Source organism: Stenotrophomonas sp. VV52, assembly GCF_002893095.1.
Taxonomy (GTDB): Bacteria; Pseudomonadota; Gammaproteobacteria; order Xanthomonadales; family Xanthomonadaceae; genus Stenotrophomonas; species Stenotrophomonas aracearum.
In genome coordinates, this window is record NZ_PKQQ01000008.1 from 111,073 (window position 1) to 127,396 (window position 16,324).

13 protein-coding genes and 1 riboswitch are annotated in these 16,324 nt (G+C 67.9%); of the genes, 5 read left to right on the plus strand and 8 right to left on the minus strand.

The features are described from left to right. Positions 1-49 precede the first annotated feature (49 nt). Complete coding sequence (metF, locus tag C2U58_RS14005) at positions 50-877, minus strand: methylenetetrahydrofolate reductase [NAD(P)H] (protein WP_102946482.1); 828 nt, start codon at positions 875-877, stop codon at positions 50-52. Between the two features lie 106 nt (positions 878-983). On the opposite strand from metF, the gene C2U58_RS14010 reads away from it, so the two are divergent. Next, on the plus strand, positions 984-1,541 hold the full coding sequence (locus tag C2U58_RS14010; RefSeq protein ID WP_102946483.1) for a DUF3228 family protein: 558 nt from the start codon (positions 984-986) through the stop codon (positions 1,539-1,541). Between the two features lie 85 nt (positions 1,542-1,626). On the opposite strand, the gene ybaK is transcribed toward C2U58_RS14010, so the two are convergent. The 3 genes from ybaK to ahcY all read right to left on the minus strand — a co-directional run bounded on the left by ybaK (position 1,627) and on the right by ahcY (position 4,423). Next, the gene (gene ybaK, locus C2U58_RS14015) at positions 1,627-2,094 is read right to left on the minus strand and encodes a Cys-tRNA(Pro) deacylase (protein WP_102946399.1); all 468 of its coding nucleotides are present in this window, start codon (positions 2,092-2,094) and stop codon (positions 1,627-1,629) included. Positions 2,095-2,228: 134 nt separating this feature from the next. Further along, entirely contained in the window at positions 2,229-2,783 is a 555-nt protein-coding gene (locus C2U58_RS14020) for a hypothetical protein (RefSeq protein WP_102946400.1), read from the minus strand. A gap of 194 nt (positions 2,784-2,977) precedes the next feature. Continuing rightward, positions 2,978-4,423: an adenosylhomocysteinase gene (gene ahcY / locus C2U58_RS14025; protein ID WP_070208734.1), complete on the minus strand. Its 1,446-nt coding sequence runs from the start codon at positions 4,421-4,423 to the stop codon at positions 2,978-2,980. A gap of 29 nt (positions 4,424-4,452) precedes the next feature. Further along, positions 4,453-4,540: riboswitch (S-adenosyl-L-homocysteine riboswitch) on the minus strand. A 127-nt stretch (positions 4,541-4,667) separates the two neighbouring features. Here ahcY and C2U58_RS14030 point away from each other — a divergent pair. Both C2U58_RS14030 and ppc read left to right on the plus strand, forming a co-directional pair. Next, entirely contained in the window at positions 4,668-7,169 is a 2,502-nt protein-coding gene (locus tag C2U58_RS14030; RefSeq protein WP_102946401.1) for a prolyl oligopeptidase family serine peptidase, read from the plus strand. A gap of 124 nt (positions 7,170-7,293) precedes the next feature. After that, positions 7,294-10,005 (plus strand): phosphoenolpyruvate carboxylase, encoded by a 2,712-nt coding sequence (ppc, locus tag C2U58_RS14035; protein ID WP_102946402.1) that lies wholly within the window; start codon positions 7,294-7,296, stop codon positions 10,003-10,005. Between the two features lie 92 nt (positions 10,006-10,097). Here ppc and C2U58_RS14040 read toward each other — a convergent pair whose 3' ends face one another. Further along, entirely contained in the window at positions 10,098-10,601 is a 504-nt protein-coding gene (locus tag C2U58_RS14040; RefSeq protein ID WP_102946403.1) for an acyl-CoA thioesterase, read from the minus strand. A gap of 39 nt (positions 10,602-10,640) precedes the next feature. Continuing rightward, complete coding sequence (gene metK / locus C2U58_RS14045; RefSeq protein WP_102946404.1) at positions 10,641-11,852, minus strand: methionine adenosyltransferase; 1,212 nt, start codon at positions 11,850-11,852, stop codon at positions 10,641-10,643. 304 nt (positions 11,853-12,156) lie between these two features. Between metK and C2U58_RS14050 the strand changes: the two genes are divergently transcribed. Together C2U58_RS14050 and C2U58_RS14055 are read left to right on the plus strand one after the other, a co-directional pair. Then, positions 12,157-13,056, plus strand: coding sequence for a UDP-2,3-diacylglucosamine diphosphatase (locus tag C2U58_RS14050; RefSeq protein WP_102946405.1), 900 nt, complete (start codon positions 12,157-12,159; stop codon positions 13,054-13,056). 138 nt (positions 13,057-13,194) lie between these two features. Then, positions 13,195-14,268, plus strand: a complete 1,074-nt coding sequence (locus C2U58_RS14055; protein ID WP_102946406.1) for a metal-dependent hydrolase — start codon at positions 13,195-13,197, stop codon at positions 14,266-14,268. A 23-nt stretch (positions 14,269-14,291) separates the two neighbouring features. On the opposite strand, the gene C2U58_RS14060 is transcribed toward C2U58_RS14055, so the two are convergent. Both C2U58_RS14060 and dusB read right to left on the minus strand, forming a co-directional pair. Further along, positions 14,292-15,116: a methyltransferase domain-containing protein gene (locus C2U58_RS14060; protein WP_070208729.1), complete on the minus strand. Its 825-nt coding sequence runs from the start codon at positions 15,114-15,116 to the stop codon at positions 14,292-14,294. A 14-nt stretch (positions 15,117-15,130) separates the two neighbouring features. Further along, entirely contained in the window at positions 15,131-16,123 is a 993-nt protein-coding gene (gene dusB / locus C2U58_RS14065) for a tRNA dihydrouridine synthase DusB (RefSeq protein ID WP_102946484.1), read from the minus strand. Positions 16,124-16,324 lie beyond the last annotated feature (201 nt).

Genomic DNA, 16,324 nt, shown 5'->3' on the forward strand with positions numbered 1-16,324 from the left:
GCAGCGTAGCGGCGAACGCGTTATCTGCAAGCGATTCGGCGTGACCCGTTCAGCGGCCCAGCAACTTCAGCACCTGGGTAGTCGGCTTGGCCAGGTTGAGGGTATAGAAATGCAGCCCCGGTGCGCCGCCGGCGACCAGCCGCTCGCACAGCTGCGCCACCACTTCAGCGCCGAACGCGCGCACCGACTCGGCGTCATCGCCAAAGGCCTGCATGCGCTTGCCGATCCAGCGCGGAATCTCCGCGCCGCACTGTTCGGAGAAGCGGCGCAGCTGGCTGAAGTTGGAGATCGGCATGATCCCCGGCACGATCGGCACCTGCACGCCAAGCTTGCGTACCGCGTCGACGAAGTGGAAATAGGCGTCGGCGTTGTAGAAATACTGGGTGATGGCCGCATCGGCACCGGCGTCGATCTTGGCCTTGAAGTACGTCAGGTCGCGCAGCGCGTCGTCCGACTGCGGGTGCGTTTCCGGGTAGGCACCGACTTCGATGTGGAACGCGTCGCCATGCTCGGCGCGGATGAAGGCGATCAGCTCGCTTGCATAGCGCAGGTCGCCGGGGTGGCCCATGCCCGAGGGCAGGTCGCCGCGCAGCGCGACGATGCGCCGGCAGCCGATGGCGCGGTACAGCTTGAGCAGCTCGCGGATCTCTTCGCGGCTGCCGCCCACGCAGGACAGGTGCGGCGCCGCTTCGAAGCCATGGTGCTGCTTGAGGTGGCGCACCGTTTCGGAGGTGTAGCTCAGGGTCGAGCCGCCGGCGCCGAAGGTGCAGGACACGTACTCGGGCGCGTAGGCGGCCAGCTTGGCTGCCGTGCGGTCCAGCTGGGCGCGCTGTTCGTCGGTCTTGGGCGGGTAGAACTCGAAGCTGAGGGCGGTCATGGGCGGCAGCGGCGGCGGGCGTGGGGTCATCATATCGCTCCATCGCGATGAATGTAAAATCGTGCGCAGCGGTTACCCTGTGCGCCTGTTTTCACGCTTCGACGCCATGACCATCGTCCTTACCGAGTTCGCCCGTCCCCGCCTGTTCCCGCGCGTGCCGCGTGGCAATACCATCCAGGACTGCACCGCCGAGCAGTTCCAGGCGCACCTCAACGCGCACGCGCCGTTCAAGGTGCTCGATGGCTACGCGCCGTTCTGCAAGCTGCATGTGTACGAAAACTGGACCAGCACCCGCTGCCTGACCGTCCCGGTCACCGACGCCAACCGCCACCAGCTGCGCAGCGGCTACGAGGCGCGCAACCGTGATGAGCTGCCGGTACTGGTGCGCTGGTTCGAGGGCGTGGAATCGCCGCGCGCGAACTACCTGGTGGTGATCCTGTACAGCGCCGGGCAGCTGGCGAAGGAAGGCTCGCCGATCGACGCCGACTGGGGCATCGTCGGCTGCATCTATACCGCCGAACCGGAAGAAGTGCCGATGGCGCCGATCACCATGATGCGCAATGCGCTGGGCGTGGAGGAGGGCGGATCCGGCGTGCCGCTGGACCGCGAGGCGTACCAGCGCGCGGTGGCGTTCTGGGAGAACAACGCGAATTGGCGGCCCTGACGTTCACACCGCGGTAGAGCCACGCCCTGCGTGGCTGCAATGTCGAACGAAGACACGTTACCGCGCAGCCACGCAGGGCGTGGCTCTACCGGCCAATGCTGACAACCTGCCCTGCCGTCAACGCAATCAAATCCCCCGGCGCCAGCGCCACCTCCAGGCCGCGCCTCCCAGCACTGACATGCATCGTCTCCAGCGCCTGCGCGCTGGCGTCGATGAACGTCCGGTGCTTTTTCTTCTGGCCCAGCGGACTGATCCCTCCGACCAGGTAGCCGGTCGCGCGCTGCGCACCCGCCACATCGGCCATCTCGCACTTCCGGCAGCCCGCGGCATCAGCCAGCGCCTTCAGGTCCAGGCTGCCGCTGACAGGGACGATCGCCACCAGCAGCTCATGCTTTTCCGTGCTGGCCAGCAGGGTCTTGAACACCTGCGCAGGGTCCAGACCGAGTTGCTGCGCGGCCTCGCCGCCGTAAGAAGCGGCGTTGGCATCATGCTGATAGGACAGCACGCGGTGCGCGATGCCGTGCTTGCTGAGCAGGTTGATGGCCGGGGTCATGGCAGGTCGCATTGCCGGGAAAAGCACATCGTAACGAGGTGGCGCCGGCCTGGCTTGACCCAGGCTACCGCTGGAGTGGCCGCACGGAAAAAGCGGGCGCCAGTGACGCCCGCTTCGAGTACTTCGTTCGAGTCTCAGTACGAGTCGAACGCGGCAAGCCTCGTTTCGCACTGCGCACTGTCCGCACCGGCATGTTGCTTCCTTGCCGCAGCTACGGCCAGGTCCTCGGCAGCACTGGAGTTGGCGGCGGTGATCCTGTAGGTGCCCGAGTCGGCCGAGGACGCCTCCAGCCGTGCGCCGTCGGCATCCCATACGGCGCAGTAGTACGACGTTCCGGAACCTGCAGCCGGCGACGTGGTCGCTGCCGGTGCTGGCGCAGGTGCCGTCGTTGTCGACGTTGGTTCCGAAGCTGCGGTGCTTGATGTCCCGGTCACCGGATCGCATTGGGCTTTGGTCAGAGTGACCTTCCCCTTCTTGTAGCGCGTGGCGGCAGCCAGTGCGCCCGCCTCCGCTGCCTTCAGGTCGGCAGCTTTGATGAGGTATTTCCCATCTTCATTGCTGCTTCCTTCCACCTTCGAGCCATCGGCGCCGGAAAACACCATGCACCGATATTCAGCAGCGTGGACGGGGGACATGTAGACGGCACCGCACAGTGCCAGCAGTGCGGGAAGTACGAACTTGATATTCATGGAAATCTCCGGAAAGCATCCAGATATTCCCCCGCGCGCCGATCATCCCGGGCCCGATGTGAGGGTTGGGTGCAATCGGGATGAAAGCCGCTTAACGAAAACGGGCGCCCGAAGGCGCCCGTTTGAATCCCGGATGCCGCCGACCACCGGTCGGCAACCCATCCGGTAGCGCCGGGCGCTGCCCGGCACCCCCATCAGTAGCGGTAATGCTCCGGCTTGAACGGACCTTCCACCGGCACGCCGATGTAGTCGGCCTGGTCCTGGGTCAGGGTGGTCAGCTTCACGCCGATCTTCTCCAGGTGCAGGCGCGCCACTTCCTCGTCCAGCTTCTTCGGCAGCAGGTAGACCTTCTTCTCGTAGCTGTCCTTGTTCGCCCACAGGTCGATCTGGGCCAGGGTCTGGTTGGCGAACGAGTTGGACATCACGAAGCTCGGGTGGCCGGTGGCGCAGCCCAGGTTCACCAGGCGGCCTTCAGCCAGCAGGAAGATCGCGTTGCCGTTCGGGAAGACGTACTTGTCCACCTGCGGCTTGATGTTGATGTGCTGCACGCCCGGGAAACCGACCAGCGCATCGACCTGGATCTCGTTGTCGAAGTGGCCGATGTTGCACACGATGGCCTGGTCCTTCATCGCGCTCAGGTGTTCGATGCGGATGATGTCCTTGTTGCCGGTGGTGGTGACGTACAGGTCGGCACGGCCCAGGGTCGACTCGATGGTGTTGACCTCGAAGCCTTCCATCGCCGCCTGCAGGGCGCAGATCGGGTCGATCTCGGTGACCACCACGCGCGCGCCGTAGGCACGCAGCGAGGCGGCGCAGCCCTTGCCCACGTCGCCGTAGCCGCAGACCACGGCAACCTTGCCGGCCAGCATCACGTCCATCGCGCGCTTCAGGCCGTCGGCCAGCGACTCGCGGCAGCCATACAGGTTGTCGAACTTGCTCTTGGTGACCGAGTCGTTGACGTTGATCGCCGGGATCAGCAGGGTGCCGGCCTGGGCCAGCTGGTACAGGCGGTGCACGCCGGTGGTGGTTTCCTCGGAAACGCCCTTCCAGTCCTTGACCACGCGGCCCCAGTAGCCCGGGCGCTCCTTGGCCACGCGCTTGAGCAGGTTCTTGATGACCTGTTCTTCGTGCGAGGACGCCTTTTCGTCGACCCAGGTGCTGCCGTTCTCGAGCTCATAGCCCTTGTGGATCAGCAGGGTGACGTCGCCGCCGTCGTCGACCACCAGCTCCGGACCGGTCAGGGTGCCGTCGGGCAGGGTGAAGGTCAGCGCGTCCAGCGTGCAGTCCCAGTATTCCTCCAGGGTCTCGCCCTTCCAGGCGAACACCGGGGTGCCGGACTTGGCGATGGCCGCGGCGGCGTGGTCCTGGGTCGAGAAGATGTTGCACGAGGCCCAGCGCACGTCGGCGCCGATGTCCTTTAGGGTTTCGATCAGCACCGCGGTCTGGATGGTCATGTGCAGCGAACCGGTCACGCGCACGCCCTTCAGCGGCAGGGTGGCGGCGTGCTTGCGGCGGATCGACATCAGGCCCGGCATTTCGTGCTCGGCGATATCCAGTTCCTTGCGGCCCCAGTCGGCCAGCGAGATATCGGCAATCTTGTAATCGCCTTCGGTGGAGAAGGTCTTGGCAACAGCGTTCATGGAAGCTCCGGTATGTGACGATGAATCGTCTTCGCCGGGCGCCGTTGGAACCAGCCCTGCCACCGAGCCTGGCCGTGCGGATCGGGTCCGGCAGCGGTCGCAGCGCCCCTCGGTGGAGGGGAATGCCCAGTATATCGCGGCGCACCGCCCGGGCATGAATCGGCGCCCCGACCCAACCATCGGCAGGGGGGTAAACCGCGCCCCGCTGTTAAGGTCCAAGGTTTGCACAGGATGGGGCTCGAACATGACACGCACACACCGCAGCGCACGACTCATCGTGGGCATGGCCCTGCTGGCGGTCGCACCGCTGGCGCTGGCCGCGCCGGCGACCAGGGCAACCGCGCCGCAGGCGGCGGTCGCCGCCAAGGTCGGGCAGGGCTACCAGCTGCCCTCGGCGGCGCTGCAGGCGGTGGTCGATGCGCCGCGCGCGCCGAGCCTGAGCCTGTCGCCGCGCCGCGACCTTGCCGCGATGCTGCAGAGTCCGCCGCTGCCGTCGATCGAAACCGTCGCCCAGCCGGAACTGAAACTGGCCGGCGTGCGCATCAATCCGGCCACCCATTCGGCCAGCCGTTTCAGCTTCGTCGACAAGCTGTGGTTGATGACGATCGCCGATGGCAAGGAACGCCAGATCACCGGGCTGCCGCAGCCGTTGTCGATCGCTTCGCTGGCCTGGTCGCCGGACCAGCAGTACCTGGCGTTCAACCAGGTGCATGCCGCCAGCGGTACCAATGAGCTGTGGATCGTCGACGTGGCCAGTGGCAGCGCGCGGCGCCTGCTCGGCGACCTCAACACCGTATTCGGCGACGGCTACGCCTGGCTGCCGGACAGCCGCGGCCTACTGGCCACCCTGCAGCCCAAGGGCCAGGGCCCGGCACCGGTGGCCGGTGGCATTCCGACCGGCCCGGCGATCCAGCAGACCCAGGCCGACGCCGGCGTACGCGCGATCCGCACCTACCAGGATCTGTTGAGCAACGAAGCCGACGCGCGCCTGTTCGACCATTACGCCACCTCGCAGCCGGTGCGCGTCGCGCTCAACGGAACGACCACGCCGTTGTCCAGCGCCGGCGTCTACCTCGACCTGGATGTGTCGCCGGACGGTCGCCACGTGCTGGCCGAACGCGTGCAGCGTCCTTACTCCTACCTGGTGCCGGCCGATGATTTCGCGCGCCGCATCGAAGTGTGGAACGCGGCTGACGGCAAGCTCGAACACACCGTGGCCAACCTGCCGCTGGTGGAAGGCCTGCCGACCGGCAATGACGCGGTGCCGACCGGCGTGCGCAACGTGAGCTGGCGCGCGGATGCCGAGGCCACCCTGGTCTGGGCCGAGGCCCAGGACGGCGGCGACCCCAACCGCGAGGCCAAGGTACGCGACGCAGTGCTGATGCAGGCGGCGCCGTTCGAGGCACCGCCGGTGACCCTGGCCCAGCTTGGCAGCCGCTATGCCGGCATCCAGTGGGGCCGTGGCGACCTCGCCCTGCTCAACGAGTCGTGGTGGAAGTCGCGCGTGGTCAAGCAGTGGCGGATCGCGCCGGACCAGCTCGACCAGGCGCCGCAGCTGCTGTCCGAGCGCTCCTCGCAGGACCGCTACAACGACCCGGGGCGCCCGGCGCTGGTGCGCGACGTGAACGGTCGTGCGCGGCTGCAGACCAGCAGCGATGGGCGCAGCATCTTCCTGCTGGGCCTGGGCGCTTCGCCGGAGGGCGACCGCCCGTTCGTCGACCGCTTCGACCTGGAAAGCCGCCAGGCCACCCGCCTGTTCCATTCACAGGCGCCGGACTACGCGCTGCCGCAGGCGCTGCTCGACCAGGAAGGCACCTCGCTGTTGCTGACCCGTGAGTCGCCGGACGTGCCGCCGAATTACTTCGTACAGTCGCTGGCCGATACCGGCGCGGCGCCGCGCGCGCTGACCCGTTTTGAGCACCCGCTGCCGCAGCTGCGCGGGGTGAGCAAGGAGCAGATCCGCTACAAGCGCAACGACGGGGTCGACCTGACCGCTACGCTGATGCTGCCGCCGGGCTACACCGCGAAGAAGGACGGCCCGTTGCCGATGCTGATGTGGGCCTACCCGGGCGAGTTCAAGACCGCTGCGGCGGCCAGCCAGGTGACCGATTCGCCGTACCGCTTCAACGCGATCAGCTACTGGGGTCCGCAGGCATTCCTGGCCAAGGGCTACGCGGTGCTGGTCAGCCCCTCGATGCCGATCATCGGCGAAGGCGACAAGGAACCCAACGACACCTACCTGCCGCAGCTGGTCGCCAACGCCGAAGCGGCGGTGGACGAGGTGGTGCGGCGTGGCGTGACCGACCGCGACCACATCGCGATCGGCGGACATTCCTACGGCGCGTTCATGACCGCCAACCTGCTCGCGCACACCCGCCTGTTCAAGGCCGGCATCGCGCGCAGCGGCGCCTACAACCGCACGCTCACCCCGTTCGGCTTCCAGGCCGAGGAGCGCAACTTCTGGCAGGCCCAGGACGTGTACCTGAAGATGTCGCCGTTCAATTTCGCCGACAGGATCAAGGACCCGATCCTCTTCATCCACGGCGAGGACGACAACAACTCCGGCACCTTCCCGATGCAGAGCGAGCGCATGTTCGCGGCAGTGAAGGGACTGGGCGGCACTTCGCGGCTGGTGATGCTGCCGAACGAGTCGCACCACTACCGCGCGCGCGAGTCGTTGATGACGATGCTGGCCGAGAGCGAGCGCTGGCTGGAGCAGACGATTGGAAAGCCAACACCCCGGTAGTGCCACGCCCTGCGTGGCAATCCCCCACCAACACATGCAATTGAAACCATTTGCGCGGCACGGATCGCCGCGCAATCTGGGTTACGCTTGATGCGATTCCGTTCCCGAGGCCAGTGCGTCGCAGATGAACGAGTACCGCAGCAGCATCGTCTTTGCCACCCCCGACATTCCCCTGCGTGACGATGTGCGCCGTCTAGGTGCTCTGGTCGGCGACCTGCTTGCCGAGCAGGTGTCCACGCAGTTCTTCGATGATGTGGAACAGGTGCGCACCCGCGCGATCGCGCGCCGCGAAAGCGACGCGCCGCTCTCCGACCTCAACGAGGCATTGGCCGGGCTTTCGCCGGAACGCGCCGAATCGATGGTGCGTGCGTTCAGTACCTACTTCCAGGTGGTCAACATCGCCGAGCGCGTGCATCGCATCCGCCGGCGTCGCGACTACCAGCGCGCCGGCACCGCTGCACCGCAGCCGGATGGCCTGCAGGACGCGCTGCAGCAGCTCAAGGCGCAGGGCGTGAGCCTGGAGGAACTGGCGCAGTGGCTGCCGCGGATCGACATCGAACCGGTATTCACCGCGCACCCGACCGAAGCGGTGCGCCGCGCGCTGCTGGAAAAAGAACAGCTGATGGTGGCCAGCCTGGTCGACAACCTCGACGGCCAGCGCACCCCCGGCGAAGCCGCCGCCGATGCGGCGCGCTTCCGCATGGCGCTCACCGCGTCATGGCAGACCACGGATTCCTCGCCGGTGCGGCCGACCGTCGATGACGAACGCGAACACGTCGGCTTCTACCTGGTGCAGGTGCTGTACCGGGTGATCCCGGTGCTGTACGAATCGCTGCAGCAGGCGCTGCTCGATACCTATGGCGAGAGCGTACCGCTGCCACGCCTGCTGCGATTCGGCACCTGGGTGGGCGGCGACATGGACGGCAACCCGAACGTGGACGCCGGCACCATCCGCAACACGCTCGATGCGCAGCGCCAGGCCGTGCTCGGCCGGTACCAGAAGGACCTGCTGCAACTGGCCAGCCTGCTCAGCCAGTCCACCGAGCGGATCGCGGTCAGCGACGCGCTGCAGGCCAGGGTCGCGCACTACCAGCAGCTGCTGCCGAAGGTGGTGTCGCGCCCGCGCCACGCCGACATGCCGTACCGCCTGCTCAACGACCGCATGCGTGCGCGCGTGCAGGCCACGCTGGACGATGCCGAAGGTGCCTATGCCTCGCCGCAGGAACTGGAAGACGACATCACCCTGATCCTCGACAGCCTGCACGCCAACAAGGGCGACCACGCCGGTGGCTTCGCTGTGCGCCGCCTGCTGTGGCGGGTGCGCACCTTCGGCTTCCACCTGGCGCGGCTGGATGTGCGCCAGGAGTCGAGCGTGCATGGCCGCGCGCTGGCCAGCGTGCTCGACGGACAGGACGCGTGGGACGCCGCCGATGCTGTGGCCCGTGCGCGACGTCTGGCGCCGTTCGCCAGTGGCGAGCAGGCGCTGCCGCCGAGCACGGAAGAGGGCGGCCAGCGGTTGGACGCGGTGTTCGCCGCACTGGCCGATGCGCGCCGACGCCACGGTGCGGATGCACTGGGCAGTTACATCATCTCCATGGCGCACGACCGCAGCGACGTGCTGGCGGTGCTGGCGCTGGCGCGGCGCGGTGGACTGGTCGACGACAGCGGCGCGGTGCCGCTGGACATCGCGCCGCTGTTCGAAACCGTGGACGACCTGCAGCGCGGCACCGACACCCTGCGCGACCTGCTGGCCGATCCGGTCTACCGCGCGCACCTCAGCGCGCGCGATGACGTGCAGATGGTGATGCTGGGGTACTCCGACAGCGGCAAGGACGGCGGCATCGCTGCGTCGCGCTGGGGCCTGCAGCGCGCGCAGGTGGAGCTGCTGGAGGTGGCCGCCGAGAGCGGCATCCGCCTGACCTTCTTCCATGGCCGGGGCGGCTCGATCAGCCGCGGCGGCGGCAAGACCACCGACGCGGTGGACGCCTCGCCGCGCGGCAGCATCGACGGCCGCCTGCGGGTCACCGAGCAGGGCGAGGTGATCCACCGCAAGTACGGCATCCGCGCGCTGGCGTTGCGTTCGCTGGAGCAGTCCACCGGTGCGGTGCTGCGTTCCAGCCTGCGTCCGCGCGCGCCCGAGCCGCGCGAAGCGCAGTGGCGGCCGGTGATGGATCGGGTCGCGGAAAAGAGCGCCGAGGCCTATCGCGCATTCGTGGGCCAGCCGGACTTCATGCAGTACTTCCGCCGTGCCACGCCGATCGACGTGATCGAGCGGATGACGCTGGGCTCGCGCCCGTCACGGCGGCTGGGCCAGGACGCGGCGCTGGGCAACCTGCGCGCGATTCCGTGGGTGTTCGCCTGGAGCCAGGCGCGCGCGGTGATTCCGGGCTGGTACGGGGTGGGCAGCGGGTTGCAGGCGGCGATCGATGCGGGCCACGAAGCGACCCTGCAGGAGATGGCGCGCGACTGGCCGTTCTTCAGCACCTTCCTGGACGACATCGCGATGGTGCTGTCCAAGGGCGACATCACCATTGCCGAGCAGTTCTCGCAGTTGGCGGGGCCGCTGCATGACACGTTCTTCCCGCAGATCCAGCGCGAGCTGGCGTTGACCGGCCGCCTGATCCTGGCCATCACCGGGCAGGACGCCCTGCTGCAGCACGACCAGCGGCTGGCGTTGTCGATCCGCCTGCGCAATCCCTACATCGACCCGATCAGCGTGCTGCAGGTCGACCTGCTGCGCCGCTGGCGCGAGAGTGGCGGGGAAGACGACGAAGTGCTGCGCGCGCTGGTGGCCTGCGTCAACGGCGTCTCGCAGGGCGTACAGAACACAGGCTGATCCTGGCCGTGGGCAACACCCGGTAGTGCCGGCCGCTGGCCGGCTCCACGCACCTGCCGGCAGCATCCGGAAGAGTCGGCCAGCGGCCGGCACTACTCGGCTGTCGGCGGGTTTGATGCCAGCAGCTCCCGCTGGCGCTGCTCCATCTCCGCGCGCAGCTGCCGGCGCAGCAATGCCGCCGCATGACGCCTGCGCTGGTTGCTGCTCTCCAGCTCCAGCGGCGGTACCGGGGTCGGCCGGCCGTCGTCGTCGACCGCGACCATGGTGAAGAAGCAGCTGTTGGCGTGGCGCACGCTGCCCTTGAGGATGTCCTCGGCCACCACCTTGACCCCTACTTCCATGGACGAGGTGCCTGTGTATTTCACGGAGGCCAGGAAGGTGACCAGCTCACCCACCGCGATCGGTTCGCGGAAGGTCACCTGGTCCACCGAGAGGGTGACCACGTAGCGGCCGGCATAGCGGCTGGCGCAGGCGTAGGCGACCTGGTCGAGCAGGCGCAGGATCGCGCCGCCATGGACCTTGCCGGAGAAGTTGGCCATTTCCGGTGCCATCAGCACGGTCATGGTGAGCTGGTGGGATTTGATTTCGTCAGCCATGGGTTCTAAAGAGAAGGGCCGCTTTCGCGGCCCTTCGTCTTATTTCAGCTTCGCATCCGTACGCAGGGCGGCGGCGCGGTCGGTCTTCTCCCAGGAGAAGGCCGTGGCGTTGACCGTGTCACCGGCAGCGTTGAGGTAGCTGAAGTCCTTCGGCTTGCGGCCGAAGTGACCGTAGGCTGCGGTCTGCTGGTACATCGGGTGGATCAGGTCCAGCATCTTGATGATGCCGTACGGGCGCAGGTCGAAGTGCTTGCGGATCAGCTTCTCGATCTTGTCATCGCTGATCTTGCCGGTGCCGAAGGTGGTGACCGAAATCGAGGTCGGCTCGGCCACGCCGATGGCGTAGGAAACCTGCACTTCGCAACGGTCGGCCAGGCCGGCGGCCACGACGTTCTTGGCCACGTAACGCGCCGCGTAGGCAGCCGAACGGTCGACCTTGGACGGATCCTTGCCCGAGAACGCGCCACCACCGTGACGGGCCCAGCCGCCGTAGGTGTCGACGATGATCTTGCGGCCGGTCAGGCCGCAGTCGCCCACCGGGCCGCCGATCTCGAACTTGCCGGTCGGGTTGATGTGGAACTTGGTGCCCTTGTGCAGCCACTTGGCCGGCAGCACCGGCTTGATGATCTCTTCGCGGACGGCCTCGATCAGGTCCTTCTGCTTGATCCCCGGGGCGTGCTGGGTCGACAGCACCACCGCGTCGATGGCGGCCACTTCGCCGTTTTCATAGCGCAGGGTGACCTGGCTCTTGGCGTCCGGGCGCAGCCACGACAGCGCCGAGTTGCGCTTCTTGCGGATCTTGGCCTGCTGCTCGACCAGGCGGTGCGACAGGTGGATCGCGGCCGGCATGTAGCTGTCGGTCTCGTTGGTGGCGTAGCCGAACATCAGGCCCTGGTCGCCAGCGCCCATTTCTTCGGGCTTCTTGCGGTCCACGCCCTGGGCGATGTGCGGCGACTGCTTGCCGATCAGGTTCAGCACGCCGCAGGTGGCGCCGTCGAAGCCGACGTCGGAGCTGTCATAGCCGATGTCCAGGATCACCTTGCGGGTGACCGCTTCCAGGTCGATCCAGGCGGAGGTGGTGATTTCACCGGCCACGATCGCCACGCCGGTCTTGACCATGGTTTCGCAGGCCACGCGGGCGCGCTGGTCCTGGGCAAGGATCGCGTCCAGCACCGCATCGGAAATCTGGTCGGCAATCTTGTCCGGATGGCCTTCGGAGACCGATTCGGAGGTGAACAGGTAGCTGGACATCAGGCGTAATATCCTTTGATTCGGATGGAAAGATGGGCGCGAATGATACACGGCAAGTCGCGCCATTGCATTGTGGCCCAGCGGGGGTTGCCCGTGGTTAAGCCGGCGTGCCCACCGGCAGGGGCCGGTGCAGCGCGATTGGCCCCCAGCGTCGGGGCCCAGTGTTCCACCAGCGTGACAGCCAGGCGGCCCGTCGGGCCGGCTTCTGGCGGGGCGCCGTCATCCGCCTGCCGCCGGACGGTCACGAGGTTGCCGCATGCCGGGCGCAGGCTGCGGGCCATTCAGCCGCCCCGGAGCAAGTGCCATGCACGATCTCGAGCCGCGTCTGCAGTTGCGTGAGGCCGCCTGGTGGGAGGATGGCCCCGCCGTCGATCCGCCCGCCGCCGCAGGCCGTTCAGTAGGAGCGCCGCCCGCGGAAGACGCCCCCTTTCCCTGGCGACGGACCATTTTCCTGTCCGACGTGCATCTGGGGGCGCGGCACTGCCACGCGGCCGAACTGGCCCGGTTCCTGTCCCGGCTGCGCTGCCAGCGCCTGTACCTGGTGGGCGACATCGTCGACCTGTGGTGGCTGGCGCAGCGCCGTGCCAGCTGGGGGGCGGCGCACAGCGCGGTGATCGAGGCGCTGCACGCGCTGCGCCGGGCGGGAACCGAGATCGTGTACATCCCGGGCAACCACGACGCTTCGCTGCGCCAGCTGTGCGGGCTGATGCTGCCGGCGATGCGGGTGCGGCGCCGGGCGATCCACACCACCGCAGACGGGCGAAGGCTGCTGGTGGTGCACGGCGACGACTACGACGGGGCGACCCATTTCGGCGGGCTGCAGGAGCGCTTCGGCGACTGGCTGTACTACCGGATCCTCACCGGCAACCGGCTGCTCAATGCGGCGCGGGGCCGGCTGGGACTGCGCTACTGGTCGCTGTCGGCGTTCCTGAAGAAGCGCAGCAGCGCGGCCGAGGCGTACATCGAGCGGTTCGTGCAGGCGGGCCTGGCGGATGTGCGCCAGCGTGGGCTGGACGGGATCGTGTGCGGGCATATCCACCGCGCGGCGCTGGTCGAGCGGGACGGTCTGGTCTACGCCAACGACGGGGATTGGGTGGAAAGCCTGACGGCGCTGGCGGAGGACGCGGATGGGGGGCTGCGGTTGATGGATCATGAGGGGCAGACGTTGGTGCAGCTGGTGGGGTCGAGGCGCGTTGCGGGGTGACTGCGGGACACGCATGGCGTGTCGCTACGCGGCCGCCGGAACCCACGATGCATGGCTCGCAACGTAGCGACACGCCGTGCGTGTCCCACGCGGTGCCGGCCGCGCCCCTAAACCCCGCCGCTCCCGTACCATCGGCCGATGGATTCCCTGAGCCAGATCGTTCTCGGCGGCGCGGTCGCCGCCGCCATCGCCCCTGCCGGCCATCGCCGCGCCGCCCTGTTGGCCGGTGCGGCGCTCGGCACGCTGCCGGACCTCGACGCGCTGCTGCTGGCCTTCACCGCCGCCGACCCGGTGGCGCTGATGACCGAACACCGCAGCTACAGCCATTCGCTGCTGGTGCTGCCCTGGGTGGCGGCGCTGATCTGGTGGCTGTTCAAACGCTACGGCCACGGCCGGGTGGCGCAGGCACCGGCGCGCTGGTTCTGGGCGATCCTGCTGGCCTTGATCACCCACCCGCTGCTGGACGCGTTCACCGTGTATGGCACGCAGCTGTGGTGGCCGTTCACGCCGCCGCCGACGATGTGGTCGAGTGTGTTCATCATCGATCCGCTGTACACGGTGTGGCTGCTGGTGGGCTGCGTCGTGGCGTGGTTCGCGCGCAGCCGGCCGCTGGCGCAGAAGGCGCTGCTGGCGGGGCTGGTGCTGAGCACGGGGTACCTGGGCTGGTCGCTGCTGGCCAAGCAGCAGGTGGAGCGCGAGGCGGACCGTGCGCTGGCGGCGATGGGGCTGGGCGATGCGCCGCGCTTTTCGGTGGCGACGCCGTTCAATACGCTGCTGTGGCAGGTGGTGGCAATGACGCCGGGCGGCTACGTGATCGGCGAGCGCTCGGTCGTCGCCGACGAGGGCCCGATGACGTTCCGCGGCTATCCGTCGAACGTGCAGGCGCTGCGCCAGGCGGTGCACATCCCGGCGGTGGCACGCCTGAACTGGTTCAACCGGGGCTTCATGCGCGCGCAGGTGGTGGACGACCGGCTGCAGCTGAGCGATCTGCGCATGGGGCTGGAACCGGATTACACGTTCACGTTCGCGGTGGCGCGTGCGGAGGGCGAACGCTGGGTGGCGATCGTGCCGGAGCAGCTGCGCCCGGCCTACGAAGGCGAACAGGGCAGGGCTCGCGCGAAGCGCCGCTTCGGAACCCTGTGGGAACGCATCTGGCAAACGCCCCCACAAACCGATAATCCTGCCGAAGCGCCGGGCTCTGCCCGGCCGTAGAGCGGGGCTCTGCCCCTCTGCCCTCAATACACCGTGGCGCGCGCCTGCACGAACGAGAAAAAGAACACGGCGTTCGGATCGTTCTGCACCAGCGAGAACTCGCGGCGCATGCCGTCGACGGTTTCCTGGTCGACCAGGCCGGCTTCGAGCAGCGGGTCGGCAGCCGACAACAGCAGCTGTTCCCAGAAGGCGATCATGGTCTTGCGCCGGGCCGGTTCGCGGTTGTCGAGGTGGATGGTCTTGATCTCGGTATGCACGTCGCGGAAGCCGCCGGCGAGCAGCAGGTTGCCGAGCTTGGCGCCGACGAAGGGGTCGCCGCCGTGGTCGTACTGGAAGTCGTTGAAGGCCATCCAGTAGCGCCAGATGTGCGGGGAGTACGGGTCGAGCAGGAACGAGGCGTTCATGACTTCGGTGACGTACACGGGGGAGCCGGGCACGAGCACGCGGCGCACTTCGCTGAGCACGCGGGCGGGGGAGGGGACGTGTTCGAGCACCCAGCAGAGGAAGGCGGAGTCGAATTCGCGGGCGCCGAACGGGAGGTTGCCGGCGTCGCCCTGGAGGAGGCTGTAGCGTTCGCTGCACCAGGGGGTCTTTTCGAGGTTCTGGCGGGCGGTGGCAAGCTGGGCGTCGCTGAGGTCGATGCCGGTGACGTGCAGGTCGGGGAAGCGGCGCAGGAGGATTTCGGTCTGGGCGCCGACGCCGCTGCCGACTTCAAGCAGGCGCTGGGCGCCGCTGTAGTCGATGCTGTTGAAGATGGTGGATTCGAGCAGGCGGGCCTGGGTGACGAGGCGGTGCTGTTCGGTGTTGGAGAAGCCGTGGAGGTAGGTGGGGGCGGCAATCGGGGTCATGGCAGTCACATCGATCAGGCGGCGGACGACAGGGGGTCGCCGGCGGCGAGGGCGTTGAAGTAGTCGGTGGTGAGGGCGATCTGGCCGGCGGGGTCTTCGGCGCGGTTGACGATGGCGCGGAAGGCGGCATTCTCGGGGCGGTCCTTGGCGTACCAGCCGAGGTGCTTGCGGGCGATGCGGACGCCCTGGGGCTCGCCGTAGAAGGCGTGCAGGGCATGCAGGTGGCCGAGGAGGATGTCGCGGACTTCTTCGATGGTCGGCGGTGGGAGCAGGGTGCCGGTGGCGAGGTAGTGGGCGACTTCGCGGAAAATCCAGGGGCGGCCCTGGGCGGCGCGGCCGATCATGACGGCGTCGACGCCGGTCTGGGCGAGGACATGGGCGGCTTTCTGCGGGGAGTCGATATCGCCGTTGGCGATGACGGGAATGCGCAGGGCGGCCTTGATGGCGGCGATGGTTTCGTATTCGGCGCTGCCGGTGTAGTGCTGGTCGCGGGTGCGGCCGTGCACGGCGAGGGCGGCGATGCCGCTGTCTTCGGCGATATGGGCGATGCGGGGGCCGTTGCGGTGGTCGCAGTCCCAGCCGGTGCGGATCTTGAGGGTGACGGGAACGTCGACGGCGCCGACGACGGCGCTGAGGATGCGGGCGACGAGGTCTTCGTCGCGCATGAGGGCGGAGCCGGCCCAGGCGTTGCAGACCTTCTTGGCGGGGCAGCCCATGTTGATGTCGATGATCTGGGCGCCGTGGTCGACGTTGTAGCGGGCGGCGTCGGCGAGCTGCTGGGGTTCGGTGCCGGCGATCTGGACGCTGATGGGGTCGGGTTCGCCGGCGTGGTCCATGCGGTGCAGGGACTTGCGGGTGTTCCAGAACCTGGGGTCGGAGATGGTCATTTCAGACGCAGCGAGGCCGGCGCCGAGCTGTTTGCACAGCAGGCGGAACGGTTTGTCGGTGACGCCGGCCATGGGGGCGAGCACGACATTGGGCTGGATCTTGTAGGGACCGATCTGCATGGCGGCATTGTAGTGCCGGCCGCCGGCCGGCAACCAAGCATCCCCGGCCCTGTTCAGGCCGATCCGGAAGGCCCTGATGCCGTACCGGCATCAGCAGATGCTTGACGGTTGGTTCCGTCGTCCCCAGTGCTGTTGGATTGTGGTTGGTTCACCTGCGCGTAAAGCCAGAGCCAAAGCGTCGGCTCTGCGGGGTCGCCTGGC

Coding starts and splice junctions, on each gene's coding strand:
- C2U58_RS14040 (WP_102946403.1), bottom strand. CDS start 10,601: ATGGCTGACGAAATCAAATCCCACCAGCTCACCATGACCGTGCTGATG.
- ybaK (WP_102946399.1), bottom strand. CDS start 2,094: ATGACCCCGGCCATCAACCTGCTCAGCAAGCACGGCATCGCGCACCGC.
- C2U58_RS14020 (WP_102946400.1), bottom strand. CDS start 2,783: ATGAATATCAAGTTCGTACTTCCCGCACTGCTGGCACTGTGCGGTGCC.
- C2U58_RS14030 (WP_102946401.1), top strand. CDS start 4,668: ATGACACGCACACACCGCAGCGCACGACTCATCGTGGGCATGGCCCTG.
- ahcY (WP_070208734.1), bottom strand. CDS start 4,423: ATGAACGCTGTTGCCAAGACCTTCTCCACCGAAGGCGATTACAAGATT.
- C2U58_RS14010 (WP_102946483.1), top strand. CDS start 984: ATGACCATCGTCCTTACCGAGTTCGCCCGTCCCCGCCTGTTCCCGCGC.
- metF (WP_102946482.1), bottom strand. CDS start 877: ATGACCGCCCTCAGCTTCGAGTTCTACCCGCCCAAGACCGACGAACAG.
- dusB (WP_102946484.1), bottom strand. CDS start 16,123: ATGCAGATCGGTCCCTACAAGATCCAGCCCAATGTCGTGCTCGCCCCC.
- C2U58_RS14050 (WP_102946405.1), top strand. CDS start 12,157: ATGCACGATCTCGAGCCGCGTCTGCAGTTGCGTGAGGCCGCCTGGTGG.
- C2U58_RS14055 (WP_102946406.1), top strand. CDS start 13,195: ATGGATTCCCTGAGCCAGATCGTTCTCGGCGGCGCGGTCGCCGCCGCC.
- metK (WP_102946404.1), bottom strand. CDS start 11,852: ATGTCCAGCTACCTGTTCACCTCCGAATCGGTCTCCGAAGGCCATCCG.
- C2U58_RS14060 (WP_070208729.1), bottom strand. CDS start 15,116: ATGACCCCGATTGCCGCCCCCACCTACCTCCACGGCTTCTCCAACACC.
- ppc (WP_102946402.1), top strand. CDS start 7,294: ATGAACGAGTACCGCAGCAGCATCGTCTTTGCCACCCCCGACATTCCC.